The organism is Streptomyces sp. NPDC005195, assembly GCF_040608315.1.
GTDB classification, from domain to species: Bacteria; Actinomycetota; Actinomycetes; order Streptomycetales; family Streptomycetaceae; genus Streptomyces; species Streptomyces kaempferi.
Genome location: NZ_JBEXHZ010000004.1, coordinates 250,520 through 267,541 on the forward strand (window position 1 = coordinate 250,520; position 17,022 = coordinate 267,541).

The 17,022-nt window shown below is 71.6% G+C and carries 13 protein-coding genes; 9 read left to right on the forward strand and 4 right to left on the reverse strand.

Annotation, left to right across the window (positions count from 1 at the left end; genetic code table 11):
- Positions 1-24: 24 nt before the first annotated feature.
- From recR to ABZV34_RS07440, 6 genes are all read left to right on the forward strand, one after another.
- Positions 25-624: a recombination mediator RecR gene (gene recR / locus ABZV34_RS07415; protein WP_356272189.1), complete on the forward strand. Its 600-nt coding sequence runs from the start codon at positions 25-27 to the stop codon at positions 622-624.
- A complete protein-coding gene (locus ABZV34_RS07420; protein ID WP_356272191.1) occupies positions 617-1,276 on the forward strand; it encodes a DUF5063 domain-containing protein in 660 nt (219 codons plus the stop codon). Before recR ends, ABZV34_RS07420 begins: the two co-directional genes overlap by 8 nt.
- 306 nt (positions 1,277-1,582) lie before the next feature.
- Complete coding sequence (locus ABZV34_RS07425) at positions 1,583-2,860, forward strand: aspartate kinase (RefSeq protein WP_356272193.1); 1,278 nt, start codon at positions 1,583-1,585, stop codon at positions 2,858-2,860.
- Complete coding sequence (locus ABZV34_RS07430) at positions 2,860-3,999, forward strand: aspartate-semialdehyde dehydrogenase (RefSeq protein ID WP_356272195.1); 1,140 nt, start codon at positions 2,860-2,862, stop codon at positions 3,997-3,999. Before ABZV34_RS07425 ends, ABZV34_RS07430 begins: the two co-directional genes overlap by 1 nt.
- Before the next feature lie 465 nt (positions 4,000-4,464).
- Complete coding sequence (locus ABZV34_RS07435; RefSeq protein ID WP_356272197.1) at positions 4,465-5,136, forward strand: SigE family RNA polymerase sigma factor; 672 nt, start codon at positions 4,465-4,467, stop codon at positions 5,134-5,136.
- Positions 5,133-6,269, forward strand: a complete 1,137-nt coding sequence (locus tag ABZV34_RS07440) for a hypothetical protein (RefSeq protein WP_356272199.1) — start codon at positions 5,133-5,135, stop codon at positions 6,267-6,269. Before ABZV34_RS07435 ends, ABZV34_RS07440 begins: the two co-directional genes overlap by 4 nt.
- Before the next feature lie 94 nt (positions 6,270-6,363).
- On the opposite strand, the gene ABZV34_RS07445 is transcribed toward ABZV34_RS07440, so the two are convergent.
- On the reverse strand, positions 6,364-7,236 hold the full coding sequence (locus tag ABZV34_RS07445) for an SURF1 family protein (protein ID WP_356272201.1): 873 nt from the start codon (positions 7,234-7,236) through the stop codon (positions 6,364-6,366).
- A 190-nt stretch (positions 7,237-7,426) separates the two neighbouring features.
- On the opposite strand from ABZV34_RS07445, the gene ABZV34_RS07450 reads away from it, so the two are divergent.
- Positions 7,427-9,307 carry a prolyl oligopeptidase family serine peptidase gene (locus tag ABZV34_RS07450; protein ID WP_356272203.1) on the forward strand — a complete coding sequence of 627 codons (1,881 nt, stop codon included), beginning with the start codon at positions 7,427-7,429 and terminating at the stop codon, positions 9,305-9,307.
- A 77-nt stretch (positions 9,308-9,384) separates the two neighbouring features.
- Here ABZV34_RS07450 and ABZV34_RS07455 read toward each other — a convergent pair whose 3' ends face one another.
- The 3 genes from ABZV34_RS07455 to ABZV34_RS07465 all read right to left on the reverse strand — a co-directional run bounded on the left by ABZV34_RS07455 (position 9,385) and on the right by ABZV34_RS07465 (position 13,253).
- Positions 9,385-11,334, reverse strand: coding sequence for an NAD-binding protein (locus ABZV34_RS07455; RefSeq protein WP_356272348.1), 1,950 nt, complete (start codon positions 11,332-11,334; stop codon positions 9,385-9,387).
- A gap of 190 nt (positions 11,335-11,524) precedes the next feature.
- Positions 11,525-11,947, reverse strand: a complete 423-nt coding sequence (locus ABZV34_RS07460; RefSeq protein ID WP_356272205.1) for a (2Fe-2S) ferredoxin domain-containing protein — start codon at positions 11,945-11,947, stop codon at positions 11,525-11,527.
- 331 nt (positions 11,948-12,278) lie between these two features.
- Positions 12,279-13,253: a hypothetical protein gene (locus tag ABZV34_RS07465; protein WP_356272207.1), complete on the reverse strand. Its 975-nt coding sequence runs from the start codon at positions 13,251-13,253 to the stop codon at positions 12,279-12,281.
- 20 nt (positions 13,254-13,273) lie between these two features.
- Here ABZV34_RS07465 and ABZV34_RS07470 point away from each other — a divergent pair, with 20 nt between their 5' ends.
- Both ABZV34_RS07470 and ABZV34_RS07475 read left to right on the forward strand, forming a co-directional pair.
- Positions 13,274-14,494, forward strand: coding sequence for a CapA family protein (locus ABZV34_RS07470; RefSeq protein WP_356272208.1), 1,221 nt, complete (start codon positions 13,274-13,276; stop codon positions 14,492-14,494).
- Between the two features lie 170 nt (positions 14,495-14,664).
- Positions 14,665-17,019, forward strand: coding sequence for a HAMP domain-containing protein (locus ABZV34_RS07475; RefSeq protein ID WP_356272210.1), 2,355 nt, complete (start codon positions 14,665-14,667; stop codon positions 17,017-17,019).
- Positions 17,020-17,022: the final 3 nt, after the last annotated feature.

Sequence of the window (17,022 nt, forward strand, 5' to 3'; positions counted from 1 at the left end):
GAATCCAGGAAGGGCGGCAGTCCGTTGTACGAAGGCGTGGTCCAGGACCTCATCGACGAGTTGGGGCGGCTGCCCGGCGTCGGTCCCAAGAGCGCGCAGCGGATCGCCTTCCACATCCTTCAGGCCGAGCCGACGGACGTCCGCCGGCTCGCGCAGTGCCTCATGGAGGTCAAGGCGAGGGTCCGCTTCTGCGCGACCTGCGGCAACGTGGCGCAGGAGGAACTGTGCAACATCTGCCGCGACCCGCGCCGCGACCTGTCGGTGATCTGCGTGGTCGAGGAACCGAAGGACGTCGTCGCGGTCGAGCGGACGCGTGAGTTCCGGGGGAAGTACCACGTACTGGGCGGCGCGATCAGCCCGATCGAGGGTGTGGGCCCGGACGACCTGCGGATCAGGGAACTCCTCGCCCGCCTCGCGGACGGCGCGGTCACGGAACTCATCCTGGCCACCGACCCGAACCTGGAGGGCGAGGCCACGGCCACGTATCTCGCCCGCATGATCAAGCCCATGGGCCTCAGGGTCACCCGCCTGGCCAGCGGCCTCCCGGTGGGTGGCGACCTGGAATACGCGGACGAGGTCACGCTCGGCCGCGCCTTCGAGGGGAGACGACTCCTAGATGTCTGACGCCACACTGCACGCCACCAGCCAGGACCCCGACGACTTCGTGGTCCAGATCGCGGACCAGGTGGAGAGCTTCCTGGTCGCCGTCGCCGAGGTGGCCAAGGGCGACGAGCCGGACTCGGCGGTTCCCTTCCTTCTCCTGGAGATCTCCCAACTCCTCCTGGCCGGCGGCCGCCTGGGCGCGCACGAGGACATCGTCCCCGACGAGCCCTACGAGCCGGACCTCGGCCCGGAGCCGGACGTCGACGAGCTGCGCGAACGCCTGGCCGTGATGCTGGAGCCGATCGACGTCTACTCCGAGGTCTTCGACCCGTACGAGCCCCGCAAGGCCCCGGTGGCCTGCCGGATCTCGGACGACTTCGCCGACGTCTTCGCGGATCTGCGCCACGGCATGGCCCACTACCGCGCGGGACGCACCAGCGAGGCGCTGTGGTGGTGGCAGTTCTCGTACTTCTCGAACTGGGGCTCCACCGCCTCGGCCGCCCTGCGCGCCCTGCAGTCCCTGGTCGCCCACGTGCGGCTGAACCAGCCCCTGGACGACCTGAACGGCCTGGACACCGACCAGGGCCTCGGTGAGGAGATCCTCGCGGAGGAGGCGGGCCGGGTGATGGCCGAGGAGATCGGGGGCCCGCTGGGCCTGGGGACGGCCACGTAGCACCTCGGGCAGTCGGCGCGCGCCGGGTACGCCCGGCGTGCGCTCCTCCTCCGTCGTCACGCCGGTCACGACGGGTCTCGTGTGACTCGGGGCACTTTCCGGAGTGGCGGGGCCGGGGCATGGGCAGATGCCGCTCGGAGCGGCCGGAGGATCCCTGACGGCCTCGGTCGACCTGACGGTCCGCAGTGATCACGTCGTGAGCGGGACATCTCACGATGCGATACTTCGGAAGGGAAATCCGGCCGCTCGTTAAACTGAGCCGACCGCAGTTGTGCGGTGCAGAGACAGAAGGAGCGAGGAGCGCACGTGGGCCTTGTCGTGCAGAAGTACGGAGGCTCCTCCGTAGCCGATGCCGAGGGCATCAAGCGCGTCGCCAAGCGAATCGTGGAAGCGAAGAAGAACGGCCACCAGGTGGTCGTGGTCGTTTCCGCGATGGGCGACACGACGGACGAGCTGATCGATCTCGCCGAGCAGGTGTCTCCGATGCCCAGCGGGCGAGAGTTCGACATGCTGCTGACCGCGGGTGAGCGGATCTCCATGGCCCTGCTGGCGATGGCGATCAAGAACCTGGGGCACAGCGCCCAGTCGTTCACCGGCAGCCAGGCGGGTGTCATCACCGACTCGGTCCACAACAAAGCGCGGATCATCGACGTCACGCCCGGCCGTATCCGGACGGCCCTCGACGAGGGCAACATCGCCATCGTCGCCGGCTTCCAGGGCGTCTCGCAGGACAAGAAGGACATCACCACGCTCGGGCGCGGTGGCTCCGACACCACGGCCGTCGCGCTCGCCGCGGCGCTCGACGCCGAGGTCTGCGAGATCTACACCGACGTGGACGGCGTGTTCACCGCCGACCCGCGGGTGGTGAAGAAGGCGAAGAAGCTCGACTGGATCGCCTTCGAGGACATGCTGGAGCTCGCCGCCTCCGGCTCCAAGGTGCTGCTCCACCGCTGTGTGGAGTACGCCCGCCGCTACAACATCCCGATCCACGTGCGCTCGTCCTTCAGCGGACTGCAGGGCACCTGGGTCAGCAACGCACCGATCCAGCAAGGGGACCAGAAGGTGGAGCAGGCCATCATCTCCGGTGTCGCTCACGACACCTCCGAGGCCAAGGTCACGGTCGTCGGTGTCCCGGACAAGCCGGGCGAGGCCGCTTCGATCTTCCGGGCCATCGCCGACGCCGAGATCAACATCGACATGGTCGTGCAGAACGTGTCCGCGGCCTCCACGGGCCTCACGGACATCTCCTTCACCCTTCCCAAGACCGAGGGCCGCAAGGCCATCGACGCCCTGGAGAAGGCCAGGTCCGTGATCGGCTTCGACTCGCTGCGCTACGACGACCAGATCGGCAAGATCTCGCTGGTCGGCGCGGGCATGAAGACGAACCCGGGTGTCACGGCCGGCTTCTTCGAGGCGCTCAGCGACGCCGGGGTCAACATCGAGCTGATCTCGACCTCCGAGATCCGTATCTCGGTCGTGACCCGCGCGGACGACGTGCCGGAGGCCGTACGCGCCGTGCACACCGCCTTCGGGCTCGACTCCGACAGCGACGAGGCCGTCGTCTACGGGGGCACTGGCCGCTGATGGCCGAACGGACCGGGCGACCGGCTGAACACTCCGGATTCTCCGGTCACTCCGGCCACCCCGGACGCCTCGGACGTCCGACGCTCGCGGTCGTGGGCGCGACCGGGGCCGTCGGCCGCGTCATGCTCCAGATCCTGTCCCAGCACGCGGACGTCTGGGGCGAGATCCGTCTGCTCGCCTCCCCGCGCTCGGCCGGCCGCAAGCTGGCCGTGCGCGGCGAGGAGGTCGAGGTGGTGGCACTGAGCGAGGCCGCCCTCGACGGGGTCGACGTCGCGATGTTCGACGTACCCGACGAGGTGGCCGCGCACTGGGCGCCGATCGCCGCCGCCAAGGGCGTGATCGTGGTGGACAACTCGGGCGCCTTCCGGATGGACCCGGACGTGCCCCTGGTCGTCCCCGAGGTCAATCCGCACACCACGCGGATGCGTCCGCGCGGGATCATCGCCAACCCGAACTGCACCACCCTCTCGATGATCGTGGCGATCGGCGCGCTGCACGCCGAGTTCGGACTGCGCGAACTGGTGGTCTCCAGCTACCAGGCGGTGAGCGGCGCCGGGCGCGCCGGCGTCGAGACCCTGCGCCAGCAGCTCTCCCTGGTCGCCGGTACGGAACTGGGGACCAGCCCCGGCGACGTACGCCGTGCGGTGGGGGACAACACCGGCCCGTTCCCGGAGCCGGTGGCACTGAACGTCGTACCGTGGGCCGGGTCGCTGCGCGAGGACGGCTGGTCCTCGGAGGAGATGAAGGTGCGGGACGAGTCCCGCAAGATCCTCGGACTGCCCCATCTGCCGGTGGCCGTGACCTGCGTCCGCGTCCCGGTCGTCACCACGCACTCCCTCACCGTCCACGCCCGCTTCGAGGGCAGGGTCACGGTGGCGAAGGCGCGGGAGATCCTGGCCACCGCGCCCGGGGTCGTCCTGTTCGACGATCCGGCCGCCGGGGAGTTCCCCACTCCCGCCGACGTCGTGGGTACCGACCCGACCTGGGTCGGCCGCGTCCGCCGGGCACTCGACGATCCGACCGCCCTCGAACTCTTCGTCTGTGGCGACAACCTCCGCAAGGGCGCCGCGCTCAACACGGCGCAGATCGCCGAGCTGGTGGCGGCGGAACTGTCGGTTCGTCACCCGGGCAAGGCGTGACCTGCGCGGCAGGTTTCCCGGCCGCGGTCGCGGGCCGCGAAAAATCTCCCTGGTCATCCCCGGATTCGTTTGTAGGATCTGTGTGAGTCGTGTGGCCGGAATAATGGTCCGTACCACTTGAACGAGACCTACCCGGCGTTCGAAGATTTCCCTCCCCGTTCTCCGCAACCGCGCGGAGGGCGGGGAGCGTCTTTGCGATAGCCCTGCGCGGGTGGTCCGGGGGCGGCAGGGCACATGGGGCATAGGGGATGGGCTGTTACGCATGAGGGCTTTCAGTGCACTTCCAGGCGCGCTGCCGGGCGCGTCGGCGGAGGTTCCGGCATCTGTTCCGGTGGGTGTCGCGGTGTGCGTGAGAGTGGGCGCCGCGGTGCGCGCGCGGGTGGGGGTTTCGGCCGAAGTGATGGCTGAAGCGAATGTGATGCCTGTCGCGTACAACCCTCAGGGGGGGACGCGTGTCCAACTGGCGTGGCAGAGGTACTCGAATTCACCGCGGTACAGACGAGGGGCGCGCCCCTGCGTCCGCCCCGCCGACTCCGCAGCCCCGGCGCGCCCGGCGGCATGCCGGTGATCGCGCCCATGCCCGCAGCGCGGCCCGCCCGCATACCGAGCCAGCGCGACGGCGCTGAGGACAGCGGCACGGCCGCGGGCACGACGGTCGACCATCTGACCGAGACCTACCGCGCCCACTACCGGTCGCTCCTGGGTCTCGCGGCGCTCCTGCTCGACGACACCGCCTCCTGCGAGGACGTCGTCCAGGAGGCCTTCATCCGGGTCCACTCGGCGCGCAAGCGCGTCCGCGACCCGGAGAAGACGCTCGCCTATCTGCGCCAGACGGTCGTCAACCTCTCGCGGTCCGCCCTGCGCCGGCGCATCCTCGGCCTCAAGCTCCTCTCGAAGCCGATGCCCGACATGGCGAGCGCCGAGGAGGGCGCGTACGACCTGCTGGAGCGCGACGCGCTGAAGAAGGCCATGAAGGGCCTGCAGCGCCGCCAGCGCGAGGTCCTCGTGCTGCGCTACTTCGCGGACATGACCGAGGCCCAGGTCGCCGAGACCCTCGGCATATCGCTCGGCTCGGTGAAGGCGTACGGCTCGCGCGGCATCGCGGCGCTCCGTGTGGCCATGGAGGCCCCGGCATGAGCGAGTACGACGAGAACGCGCGGCGCCGTGACGAGGAACGGCGCCCGGAGCACGAGCACAGGCAATCGCACGCTGGGAACGGAACTGTGAACCACGGCCCCGACGGACAGCCCGACGAACAGGGCCCGGCCGAACTGGGCTCCGACAGCCTCGGCGCGGACGAACTGGCCCTGCGCCGGCTGCTGCACCAGGCGGTCGAGGAGATCGAACCCGCCGACGGCACGCTGGAGCATCTGCGCCGGGCGGTGCCCGCCCGGCGGGCCCGCAAGCGCCAGGCCCTCGTCGGCATGGCCGCCGCCGCGCTCTTCATCGGCACGGCCGTCCCGGCCCTGGTGCACGTCTCGAACGCCTCGGGATCGAACGCCGACCCGTCCATCGCGGGCAACAGCTCGCAGGCCCAGGGCGGCACCAGCCAGGGCAAGAACCCGGACGGCGGCGAAAGCACCGCGGGCGGCGGCTCCGGCACCTCCAAGGGCCATGGCAAACAGGACCGGACGGGAGCGCCCGACAAGGGCAAGGGGGCGAGCACCGGGGCGGCCACCGGAGGCCCCGATCCGTCGGCCTCGGCGTCCACCGCGTCCGCGTGCACGGCCGCGCAGCTCGGCGGCACCACCAGCAACCTCGGCGTCCCGGACTCCACCGGCGCGGTCTACGGCTCCTTCAGCGTCTCGAACGTCTCCGGCACCGGCTGCACCGTCAGCGCCGCGGGCGTCGTCAGCACCCTGGCACAGGGGGCGGCGGACTCGTCCAAGATCAGCGTGGTGACCCATGTGGCGGGCGACGCGGCCACCGGCCTGCCCGACCCCTCCACGGAGGTCGCCTCGCTGGTGCTGCAGCCGAGTGTCTCGTACGTCGTGAAGTTCGCCTGGGTGCCTTCGGAGACCTGTCCGACCACCGGCGGGGGCCAGCCCTCACCGGATCCGAGCTCCACGGAGGGTGCCGCCACGGCCGGCGGCACCGGTACGGACACCGGCGGCACGGGCACCTCGGCCCAGTTCCTCACGGAGGACGGCGTGGCCGACGGCAGCGTCACCCTCTCCTACGCGACGGACACGGGCGCGACCGCCTCGACGACGGTGTCCGGCGCGTGCGCGGGCACGGTGTACCGGACGGGGATCCTGGCGGCGTCCTGAGCGGGGCGGCGCCGCGACCCGGAATTCACGGGACCGGGGCCGGGAGCACACGGCGCCCCGGACCTGAGTTTCTACGGAGCCGGGGCCCGAGTTTCTACGGAGCCGGGGCCCCGGCGGTGTCCCGGACCGGATCCCCGTCCGGGCTTCCGTCCGGGTTTCCGTTCCGCTCCTGGTCCCGGTCCGTCTCCTCGTCCTGATCCGTCTCCTCGGAGGGGATCAGGCCCAGCTCCGCGTCCCGCGCGAACTCGGCCTCGCGGCGCAGCAGCCGGAACCACATGAAGACGACGAAGCCCGCGAAGACGAACCACTCACCGGTGTAGCCGAGGTTCTGGAACGCCTTGAGGTCCAGGCCGGTGCCCTGCGCGGTGGTCGCGGGCACCGCCGTCATCCCGCTGTCGGCCTTCGCGAGGGTGATCCAGGCGTCATAGACCTTGTACGGCACCAGGTTCACCAGCGACGCCGAACTGATCGCGCCGGTCTGCCCGTCGGGGAGCCCACCGGCGGCGCTCACCCCGTCGGACCCCGGGCTCTCGGAGACCTGCAACGCGCCCGTGACGGTCACCTCGCCGGCCGGGGCGGCGGGCGCTTTCGCGGGATCCGCGGTACCGGGCAGCCAGCCCCGGACGACGGGCAGCGCCCGGCCGCCGTCGGTCCGCAGCAGCGTCAGCACGTAGTACCCGCGCCTGTCGCCCAGCTCGCGGCCGGGCACCAGCAACTGCTTGCCGTACCTGCCGGTGGCGACGGCCTGCTTGCCGGACGTGTTCTTGTCGACGGGCAGCAGCTCGCGCAGCGGCCGGGCCGGATCCGTCCTGGCCGCCGCGGCCTGCTCACCGGCGTCGCGCTGGTCCTGGACCCGAGCCTCGAACCGGCTCAACTGCCACGACCCCATGAAGACGCAGAAGGGGATGGCCAACAGCACGAAGACGTTGATCCCCCACCAGCGGGGCGTCAGCAGGAACCGGTACACGGCTTCAAAGGTACGGTGCCACCGCGCGCGGCCGGGCTCCGGGGCCCGGTCCCGGCGTTCGCTCCCGCCGTCCGACCCGCCCGTCCGGCACCGGTCGCCGGGCGCGGCGGGACGAGGGTTCCGGACGGAGTTTTCCACAGGCTGGGGACCTCGTCGGCGCGAGGGCGGGTGGGCCAGGCACTATGGGGCCATGACTGAGAGCAACGGGTCCGTCGAGCAGCAGCAGGCGGCCATGCCCGACTGGGAGAAGCGCTTCAGGGCACCGAGGGTGTCGCTGCCGGACTGGGCGGAGGACGCCCCGCACCGCTCGCTGTTCGTCTCCAACGCGACGGGAACCTACGAGCTGTACGCGTGGGACCGCGAGACCGGCGAGCAGCGCCAGATCACCGACCGGGCGAACGGTACGACGGACGGGGTGCTCTCCCCGGACGGCGAATGGATCTGGTGGTTCGACGACAAGGACGGCGACGAGTTCGGCATCTGGCGCCGACAGCGTTTCGCCGCGGCCGGCACCGGCGGCGCCGCCTCCACCGCCGGAACTGCCGGTGACGCGGGTGACGCGCGTGCCGCCGGCGCCGACGAGCCCGCCGCGCCGGGACTGGAGCCCTCCTACCCCGGGGGACTCGCCATCGGCAGGGACGGGCGGACGGCCGTCGTGGGCCGCTCGACGGACGAGGACGGGTCGACGATCCACCTGGTCCGCTCCGGCGAGGAACCCGTGGAGATCTACCGCCACCGGGAATCGGCCGGTGTCGGCGACCTCTCCCACGACGGCTCCCTGATCGCCGTCGAGCACACCGAGCACGGCGACGCGATGCACTCGGCGCTGCGGGTGCTGCGCCCGGACGGCTCGACGGTCGCCGAGCTCGACGACAGCAAGGGCGGCACGGTCGAGCTGGGCCTGGAGGTGCTGGGCTTCGCCCCGGTCGACGGGGACACCCGGCTGCTCATCGGGCACCAGCGGCGCGGCCGTTGGGAGCCGCTGGTGTGGGACGTCGCGACCGGCGAGGAGACGGACCTGTCCCTCGACCTGCCCGGCGACGTGGGCGCCGAGTGGTATCCGGACGGATCGGCGTTGCTGATCGCGCACAGCTTCGAGGCCCGCAGCGACCTGTGGCGCTACGACCTGGCGTCCGGCGAGCTGCTCCGCGTGCCCACCCCCGCGGGCACGGTGTCCGGGGCGACGGCCCGCCCCGACGGCAGCGTGGAGTACCTGTGGTCGTCGGCGGCCGAACCGTCGTCGGTCCGCTCGACGACCGGCGGCGTCATCCTCGATCCCCCCGGCCTGAAGTCCCCGGGTTCGGTGCCCGTGGAGGACGTCTGGGTGGAGGGCCCCGGCGGCAGGGTCCACGCCCTGGTCCAGAAGCCGGCCGGGACGACGGGACCGCTGCCCACCGTCTTCGACATCCACGGCGGCCCCACCTGGCACGACAGCGACTCCTTCGCGGCGGGCCCGGCGGCCTGGGTGGACCACGGGTACGCGGTGGTGCGGGTCAACTACCGGGGCTCGACCGGATACGGGCGGGAGTGGACGGACGCCCTCAAGCACCGGGTCGGCCTCATCGAGCTGGAGGACATCGCGGCGGTCCGCGAGTGGGCGGTGACGTCCGGCCTCGCCGACCCCGAGCGCCTGATCCTCACCGGCGGCTCCTGGGGCGGCTACCTCACCCTGCTGGGTCTGGGCACCCAGCCGGACGCCTGGTCCCTCGGCATCGCCGCCGTCCCGGTCGCGGACTACGTCACGGCGTACCACGACGAGATGGAGGCCCTGAAGGCCATGGACCGCACCCTGCTGGGCGGTACCCCGGAGGAGGTCCCCGAGCGCTTCGAGGCGTCCTCACCCCTGACGTACGTCGACGCCGTCAAGGCCCCCGTCTACCTCTCGGCCGGGGTGAACGACCCCCGCTGTCCCATCCGCCAGGTCGAGAACTACGTCGACCGCCTCGCCGCCCGAGGAGCCGTCCACGAGGTCTACCGCTACGACGCCGGCCACGGCTCCCTGGTCGTCGACGAACGCATCAAACAGGTCCACCTGGAAATGAACTTCGCCCGGACCCACCTTCCGGACTGACGGAGGCGGTCCCCACGGGTCCGCCGGCTGCGGGGACCCGTGGGGACCGGGGCGGGAGCCTCTGCCCCGTCCCGTCCCTACTCGCCCGGAGGGCCTGCGGACCGCTCCCGAACCCGCCGCCCCAACAACTCCGCGAGCCCCCGCCGAGTGGCCGCCAACACCACCCGATCCTCCGCCCGCAGCACATAGGAGGGGGGAAGATCCCAGACCAGCCCGCTCGGCGCCCGCTGCGGCACCCCGCCGCCCCCGCCTGAGCCCGCCGGATCCCGCCGTCCCCCCACCCCCGTCTCGAGCGCGAGCACCCGCCACGCCCCCGCCCGAAACGCCTCCCCCACGGTCCGCCCCTCCAGCTGGGCATGCCCGCCCACCTCGATGGCCGCGAACAGCAACACCCGCCGTTCGACCGGAATCGCCCCGAGGATCTGGCGCCCCATCATCGCTCCGGCGAACGCGGGCGCGGTCAGATGAGACACGCTGCGGCTCCGCGTGAGCGCCTGCGGATGAGCGGCCCGCAGGGTCCGGTACACGGCGGTCGCGAAGTCGTCGTCGTACAGCCGCAGCACGACCCGCAGATCGGGCCGCACCGTACGGGCGTACAGCGCGGCCTCCAGATTCGTCGTGTCCGCGCTGGTCAGCGCGAGCAACGAGTGCGCCCGGTGGATCTTCGCGGCCTCCAGCACGCCCTCCTGGGTCACATCCCCCAGCACCACCGGCACCCGCAGCCGCCGTGCCAGCGCCAGCCCCCGCGCCTCGGGGTCGGCCTCCACGCACACCACGGGAATGTTCAGCTCCCGCAGACGCGCCAGCACCCTGGTACCGATCTTGCCGACCCCGAGCAGCACCACATGCCCGGACAGTCCCCGCGGCGGTTTGCGCAACGCGGACCCGCTCCGGAACGTACCCAGCGCCTCCAGCACCGCGGCGAGCAGCACCGGAAGCAGCAGCAACCCGACGAGCCCGGAGAAGAGTTGGAGGACCTGCCTCCCGACCGGTTCCCCGATGGCGGGATTGTTGATGGCGAAGAGGTCGAGCAGCGTCAGATAGGTCGCCTGGAGCGGAGGCTCCCTGGTGACGGCCATGGAGGCGACCGCCAGCCCGATCACACACCCCACCAGCCCGGCGAACGACCAGCGCAGCCGCCGTGACACCAGCGAGGCGAAGGGCGGGACGCTGCGCCCGCCGGACACCGCGGGAGCGGTGTACGACACGGTCTCCAGGACGACGGTCCCGCGCCCGGTGGCGGCGGCCACCGCCCGTTCGTCGGGCAGCAGCCGGGGTCCCTGCGGACCGCTGCTCTCGGAACCGTCGGCCCCGGCCGGGTCGTTGGTCGTGGCGGACAGCAGCGCGAGCGTGCACAGACCGGGGTCGGCGACCTCGCCGGGCCCCGGCGGAGGCCGTTCCACCGCCCGCAGCATCAGTCCGTCCGTCTGGACGACCTTGCTGGTGCCGGCGACGGCGGTCGCGGCGAGCGCGGGCGCGGCGGTGTCGGCGTCGGACAGCACGGTGGTGGACGCGTCGAACCCGCCCCCGTCACCGCCGCCGCTCGCGGTGACGTCGTCGATACCGGCCGTGGCCAACGCCGATGCCTGGTCGAGGAGTTCCTTGATGTGCTCGCCGAGACGCCGGTTGTAGAGCCGGATGACGAGCCGCAGCCGCGGGTTCAGGCGGCGCGCGGTGAGCGCGGCCCGGATGTTGGCCTCGTCGTCGTCATGGACGAGCGCAAGGGCGGCGGCCCGTTCGACGCCTGCCTCGGCGAGCACCGCCTCGGTGAGCTCAGCCGCCTCCAACACCCTTTCTGAACCGGGTGGTTCGGCCGTACGGCCGGGTGGCGCGTCACCGTTCCCGGCGGCCCGGTTCACCGCCGCGGAGACCCGGTCGAACAGGGTCGAGCCCCGGGCCCGTCCGACCACCGGCGGGCGCACGCGGCGCTGTGCGGGCGGTACGACGAGGGTCACCCGCTCGCCGTACACACCGCGCAGTTCCGCGGCGAGCCGGTGCGCCAGGGCGTCGTCCCCGGCCACCACCATGTGCGCGGCGGGTTCGGGCGGCGGGCTTTGGTACGGAAGGGTCCCCACAAGGGAGAAGAGTGCCTTACCGGGACGCGTGGTTCCATACGGCCGGCCGGCACAAGTCGCCGCCGCCCGGCAGCGGTTGGGACAGCGGCTCGGGTACTGACCCCGGGAGGGGACGGACCCGCCCGGGGACCCGCCCGGGGACTCACCCGCGGGTACGGCCTCGGGTACGGGTCCTGGTGCGGGCCCGCGCCTCGCGCGGCGGCCGGACGAACTGCAACTCCAGCGCGACCGGGGGCGGAGCGACCCCCGGCCCCCCGGCGGCGGCCCAGTTCACCAGCTCCTCGGTGCAGTCGTCACCCATCGCGAACCCGATCCAGATCGGCCGCGCACCTCTGCGCCGCCCTTCCCCGGAAGGCCGCACCACCACCACGTTGGCCTGGTCGCAGGGCCCGAGACAGTCCACGGTCCGCACCACGAACCGCCCCTCGGACGCCTCGGCCCCGGCCCGCAGCCGCTCCAGCTGCCAGGTGTGGTCGTCATCGGGATACTTCACCGGATCCCCGCAGCAGCACCCCCGGCAGACGACCAGGGTGCAGGGCCGCGATCCGGCGGCGCCGACTGCCACCGTACGGGGACTCCTGGGAGAGGCAGAGGGGGGCGGGAGGGAGGGGAGAGAGGGGCGGGGCGGGAGAGGGGAGGCGGCAGCGGCCCCGGGGACGTGCGTCGGAACGGGGGTCGGGGCGGTCAACGGGACCTCTCTCCTTCTGGTCGTCCGAGTGTGGCGATCATGTCGTCCACCTGCTCGGGGCGGAATTCGTGCAGGTCAAAGCGGCGGTGGCGGTTGGTCCGCGGCCTCCCGGACGCGCCGGTGAGCAGGACGCGACTGTGGTGAACATGCCCACGGTCCTCCTGCCGAAGTCTTCAAAGCGGTGCGCTTCGATGGCGTGGTGGCGGACTCAGTCCGCCACGGGCCTCTTCGCCCAGTCGCGCGTGATGTCGGCGACCGCGGCGGCCGCCCTCTCGGCGGGCTGCCCGCCGGCGCGCGTCGTGGGGGAGAACTCGACGTGCAGGAACGCCACATGGTCGTCGTCGGCCACCCGTCCCTGCATGTTCGTCAGCCCCTCGAGGGGACAGGACCGTGCCCAGGCCTGGCAGACCCGGAAGCCGTGGGTGCGCAGGGCGTCGGCCAGGTCCCTGCCGTCCTGCCGGCCCGCGGAGCCGGCCCCGGTGGAGGTGACGACGTCGTAGCCGGGTGCGGAGGAGGCGGCGAAGCCGTGCAACTGGATCCCGGGCATGCCGCGGCGGGCCAGCTCGGCGCAGATGGCGTGGAAGACCGTGTCCCGGCGGTGCGCCACATCGGCGGAATTACCCACTCCTGATTTGCGATGTGCTCCAGCAATCACCAGGATTCCGCCAGGGGAGCCGCGTAGTACCCGTACGCCGAGTTGCTCCGTGCCCCGGTCGAAGACCGGGTGCGGGACCTGGACGGACCAGCTCGGACGGTGGTCCAGGTCGATGTAGACCCGGCCCCAACCGCGGGGTGTCGCGGCGGCGTCGGTGCGGTCGGCCACCTCGGCGTAGTGGCGGCCCGAGACCCGGTCGACGAGGGTGCGCAGCGTGAAATCCCGCTGCTGGAGCTGCTGCTCCGCCTGTTTGCGGTGGCCGTCGAGCAGCAGGCCGATCCCTGCGGCAATGGCCTCGCGGTCGGTTCGGCCGGGTCGCAGATAGCCCTGGTCGGGCCCGAACCGGCTGGTGTAGTCCGCGACCGCGTGCGCCAGGTCGATCTGCGCGCTGCCCCTCGGGGCGGGCCGACCGGTGCCGGCCGTGTCACCGCGGGTGGTGCGCAGCAGGGCGGTGAGGCCGCCGGCGAGACCGGCAACGACCAGCAGAAATGTTGCGATCGTTATGACACGCGATCGATTGGCTCTCATGGTTGTATCAAGATATCCCGGTGAACAGACGCCGTAGCCGGACCCTGCTGTCCCTGCTGACCCCCTTCTCCCTCCTCGCCGCCGTGTCCGGTTGTGGTCTCCTCTCGGACGACGACGGCGCCCAGGGTGGTGGGCGCACCTTCACCGTCGCGGCCGCCGGGGACATCCTGATGCATCCCGATCTGGTCGAGCAGGCGCGCAAGGACGCCAAGACCACTGGCGAGGCCGTGGACGGCCTCGACTTCGGTCCGATGATGACCGGCATCAAGCCGGTGATCAGCAAGGCGGACCTGGCGATCTGCCACTTCGAGCCGGTGATGGGCACGCCGAAGGGCCCGTTCGAGGGCTTCCCCGACTTCCAGGTGCCGCCGCAGACCGCGAAGACGATCAAGGACATCGGGTACGACACCTGCTCCACCGCGTCCAACCACACCCTCGACCACGGCTACGAGGGCGTCAAACGCACCCTGGACGCGCTGGACGCCGCGGGCGTCAGGCACACCGGCTCCGCCCGGACCGAGAAGGAGGCGACCACCCCGCTGATCATGGACGTCAAGGGTGTGAAGGTGGCGCAGATTTCCTTCGCCTACGGCTTCAACGAGCCGCACACGCTGCCGAAGGACAAGCCGTGGATGGCCAACCAGCAGGACCTGGGCCGGATCAAGTCCGCTGAGCAGCGGGCCCGCGCCGCCGGAGCCGAGGTGGTGATCCTCTCCCTGCACTGGGGCCGTGAGCATCACCCCGAACCGTCCTCCTCGCAGATCTCCTTCGCCCGGCAGATCGCCCGGAACACCGGTATCAACCTGGTCATCGGCCACCACGCGCACGTCGTGGAGCCGATCGAGAAGGTCGGCGGCACCTGGGTGGCCTACGGCCTCGGCAACCAGATCGCCCGCCACGACGTGCCGACCGGACTGACCGAGGAGGGCGTGATCGCCTGGTTCACGTTCACCGAGCGCGGCAAGGGCCACTGGGACGTCCAGCCCCGCTACGAGCCGACGCTGCTGACGATCCCGCCGGACGCCGAGAACGTCCGCGACGGGGGCACCGCCTCCTACGCCGACGGCGATGTCCGCGACTACCGCCTGCTGGACGTGACGGCCGCGCTCCGCACCGACCACGACCTGACGGACGTCCAGCGGGCACGGCTGCGGCTGGCCTTCGAGCGCACCGAGGGCACTCTGCTGAACCGCGGTGCGGCTGCGGACGGGCTGAAGCCGCTGACACGGTTGCCAGATTAACTGGTTAACAGAGGCGGTATTTGTCTGTACTTGTCGGATGGTTGCACGATGTTGCGGAGATCACGTCGGACTTACTGCAACTTAACCATTCTCTCGAATGTCTGAGCTTCCCGAGGCGTGCTCTTACCTTTCGGCGCGCCCGGAGACTTCATTCGTGAGAGGACCGTCCCTTGGCGTCATCGACCCCGGCGCGGCACCACCGGGCCCGCCGTCGAGCCGATATGTCGCTGATCGGTGGCATCCGCCCCCCGATCGCGGTCCTGTCGGTGCTCCTGCTGTCGCTCGCGGCCGTCACGGCACTCGTGCTCGGCCGCGTCGACAACGCCGGAGTGCCCGTGGCGGTGCTGACGTCCCAGCAGCACTTCGCGGAGGACGGCGCCATCGCGCTGCGCGCCTCCATCGACGAATCCGTCACCGACGTCACCCGCTCCGCCGCACTGTTCAGCGCCGGGCAGCCGGTCTCCGGTGACGCTGTCCTCGACAAGCTCGGCAACACCTACCAGAAGTGGATGGGCACCGCCGTCGTCGAGATCCACACCGGGAAGCTGGTCGCGGCCCGCGGTGAGACGGTGCCGCTGACCGACGTGGACACCTCCTCGCTGGACGGCGAGGACGGTCTGGCGCCGCGGATGGTCCGGCTGAAGAACGGCGAGGTACGGCTGCTGTCCTTCGGACTGCTGACCTGGCCGGGCAAGCCGCAGCTGCTGTTGGTGGCCTCCCGGAACCTGAAGTTCCCCGGCATCAGCCTCGGCCAGTTCCGCTCCATCGCCGTGGTCGACGCGGCCGGCACGACCCTCAGCAGCGACGGCATCGCCGAACCGGAGTCGGCGCGCAACAGCATCGACCGCAAGGACATCACGGTCTCCCGCAAGCAGCTCGCGGACTTCGCCCGGCGGGCCGCCCTCCAGGCCCGGCGGGATCCGCGCAGCGCCAAGGAGCCCGGCACCAGCGGATACCAGGGCGTCAGCGGCAGCCTGCTCGGCGGGATGCTGCTGAGCGACCGGTCCGTGGCCGGTTACGCCACGCTGGCGGTGCCCGAGCCCGGCGAGACCACCACGGCCTCCGGGCTCGGCCTGTCCGTGGTGGCCATGGTCAAGGTGACGGAGGAGTCCACCCGGGCCCATTCGCCGGTGTTCGGTCTGCTGGCGGCCGGCGCGCTGCTCGTCGTCGGCGCATTGGCCGTGACGGTCCTGCTGGCCACCGTGCAGCGCCCGCTGATCCGGCTGTTCCTGGAGTCCCGCCGGCTCACCCGGGGTGATCTGGCCCGCTCTGTCACCGTGCCCGGCTACGGCGAGGCACATCGCATCGGCAACGCGCTGGAACGGCTCCGCCGGCAGCTGCTCGGTGAGGCCACCGACGCCTCCGGTCCGCTCCCGCGTCCGCGCGGAGTGCGCCGGGTGGGCACCCGGGCCCTCCTCGTGGCCTGCGCGGTGCTGCTGCTGGCCTGGTCCGCGCCGCTCATGCTGTTGGTCAACCGCGCCGACAGCGCGGCCGTCGTCCCCCGGCAACTCGTCGACGACCAGCGTGAACGCACCGACACGCTCAGTGACCGGGTGCGCCGCGCGCTCAACGAGGGTGACGCCGACCTCCAGTCGGTCGCGTCCCTGATCGGCGACCGGACCGAACCCGAGGACATGGGCAAGGTGCTGGAACGCACGTACAACGAGAACCGGCGCTACCGCTCGCTCTACGTCGTCGACTCGTCCGGGGCGGTCCAGGCCCGCGAGGGCAAGAAGCCCAAGGTGATCCAGTCCAAGAGGGTGTCCAGCGTCCCCGTCCGGCTGCTGGGCCACGGCGGCAAGGAGCCCGTGGTCGTCGCCGCCGCCGAGATCCCGGGCCGAGAGGGAGCCCAGCTGGTCGGCGAGTTCCGAGTCGAGTTCCTCAACGCGCTGTTGAACCGGCCGGGCCTCGGCGTCATCCGCCTCGTGGACGACCAGAACAAGGTCATCGCGGGCAACACCGGTTTCCTCGCCTTCCAGTCGCTGCCCGACGACCACCTGAACGACCTCGTCGCGGCCAGCGCCCAGAGGCTCGGCAAGAAGCCGCGCCCCAACGGTGTGCTCTACCGCGAGAACGGGGTGCGGATCGCCGCCGCCGCGCCGTTCTCCGGGACCGGTTCGGCCGAGTCCCTCGGCTGGAGCGTGGTCAGCTGGCAGCGGGTCGACCGCCTCGACATCCCCGAGTACAACACCCAGAACCGTACGGTCCTCGCCGGGCTGCTCGGTGCCGCCGCGGCCGCCGCCTGTCTGGGCTGGCTGCACATCGTGGTGGCGCGGCCGCTGCGCGCTCTGGCCGACCGGGCCGAGGCACTGGCCGGGGGCGACCGCAAGACCGTGCTCTTCCCGCAGCACCACGACGAGGTCGGTGCCGTCACCCGCTCCGTGGAACTCATCCGGCAGCAGGTGCAGGACCAGCGCAGGCAACAGCCCGGCCGCAGCCAGGCCCCGCCGTCCGTACCCCGGCAGCACGAGCCGCCGCAGGAAACGCCCCAGCCGTACCCGCCCCAGCAGTACACAAGGAACTGATCC

What these genes read in the sequence shown, in the direction of transcription:
- ABZV34_RS07465 (WP_356272207.1), bottom strand. Translation starts at nt 13,253, where the DNA reads ATGAGAGCCAATCGATCGCGTGTCATAACGATCGCAACATTTCTGCTG.
- ABZV34_RS07430 (WP_356272195.1), top strand. Translation starts at nt 2,860, where the DNA reads ATGGCCGAACGGACCGGGCGACCGGCTGAACACTCCGGATTCTCCGGT.
- ABZV34_RS07455 (WP_356272348.1), bottom strand. Translation starts at nt 11,334, where the DNA reads ATGGTGGTGGCCGGGGACGACGCCCTGGCGCACCGGCTCGCCGCGGAA.
- ABZV34_RS07420 (WP_356272191.1), top strand. Translation starts at nt 617, where the DNA reads ATGTCTGACGCCACACTGCACGCCACCAGCCAGGACCCCGACGACTTC.
- ABZV34_RS07450 (WP_356272203.1), top strand. Translation starts at nt 7,427, where the DNA reads ATGACTGAGAGCAACGGGTCCGTCGAGCAGCAGCAGGCGGCCATGCCC.
- ABZV34_RS07440 (WP_356272199.1), top strand. Translation starts at nt 5,133, where the DNA reads ATGAGCGAGTACGACGAGAACGCGCGGCGCCGTGACGAGGAACGGCGC.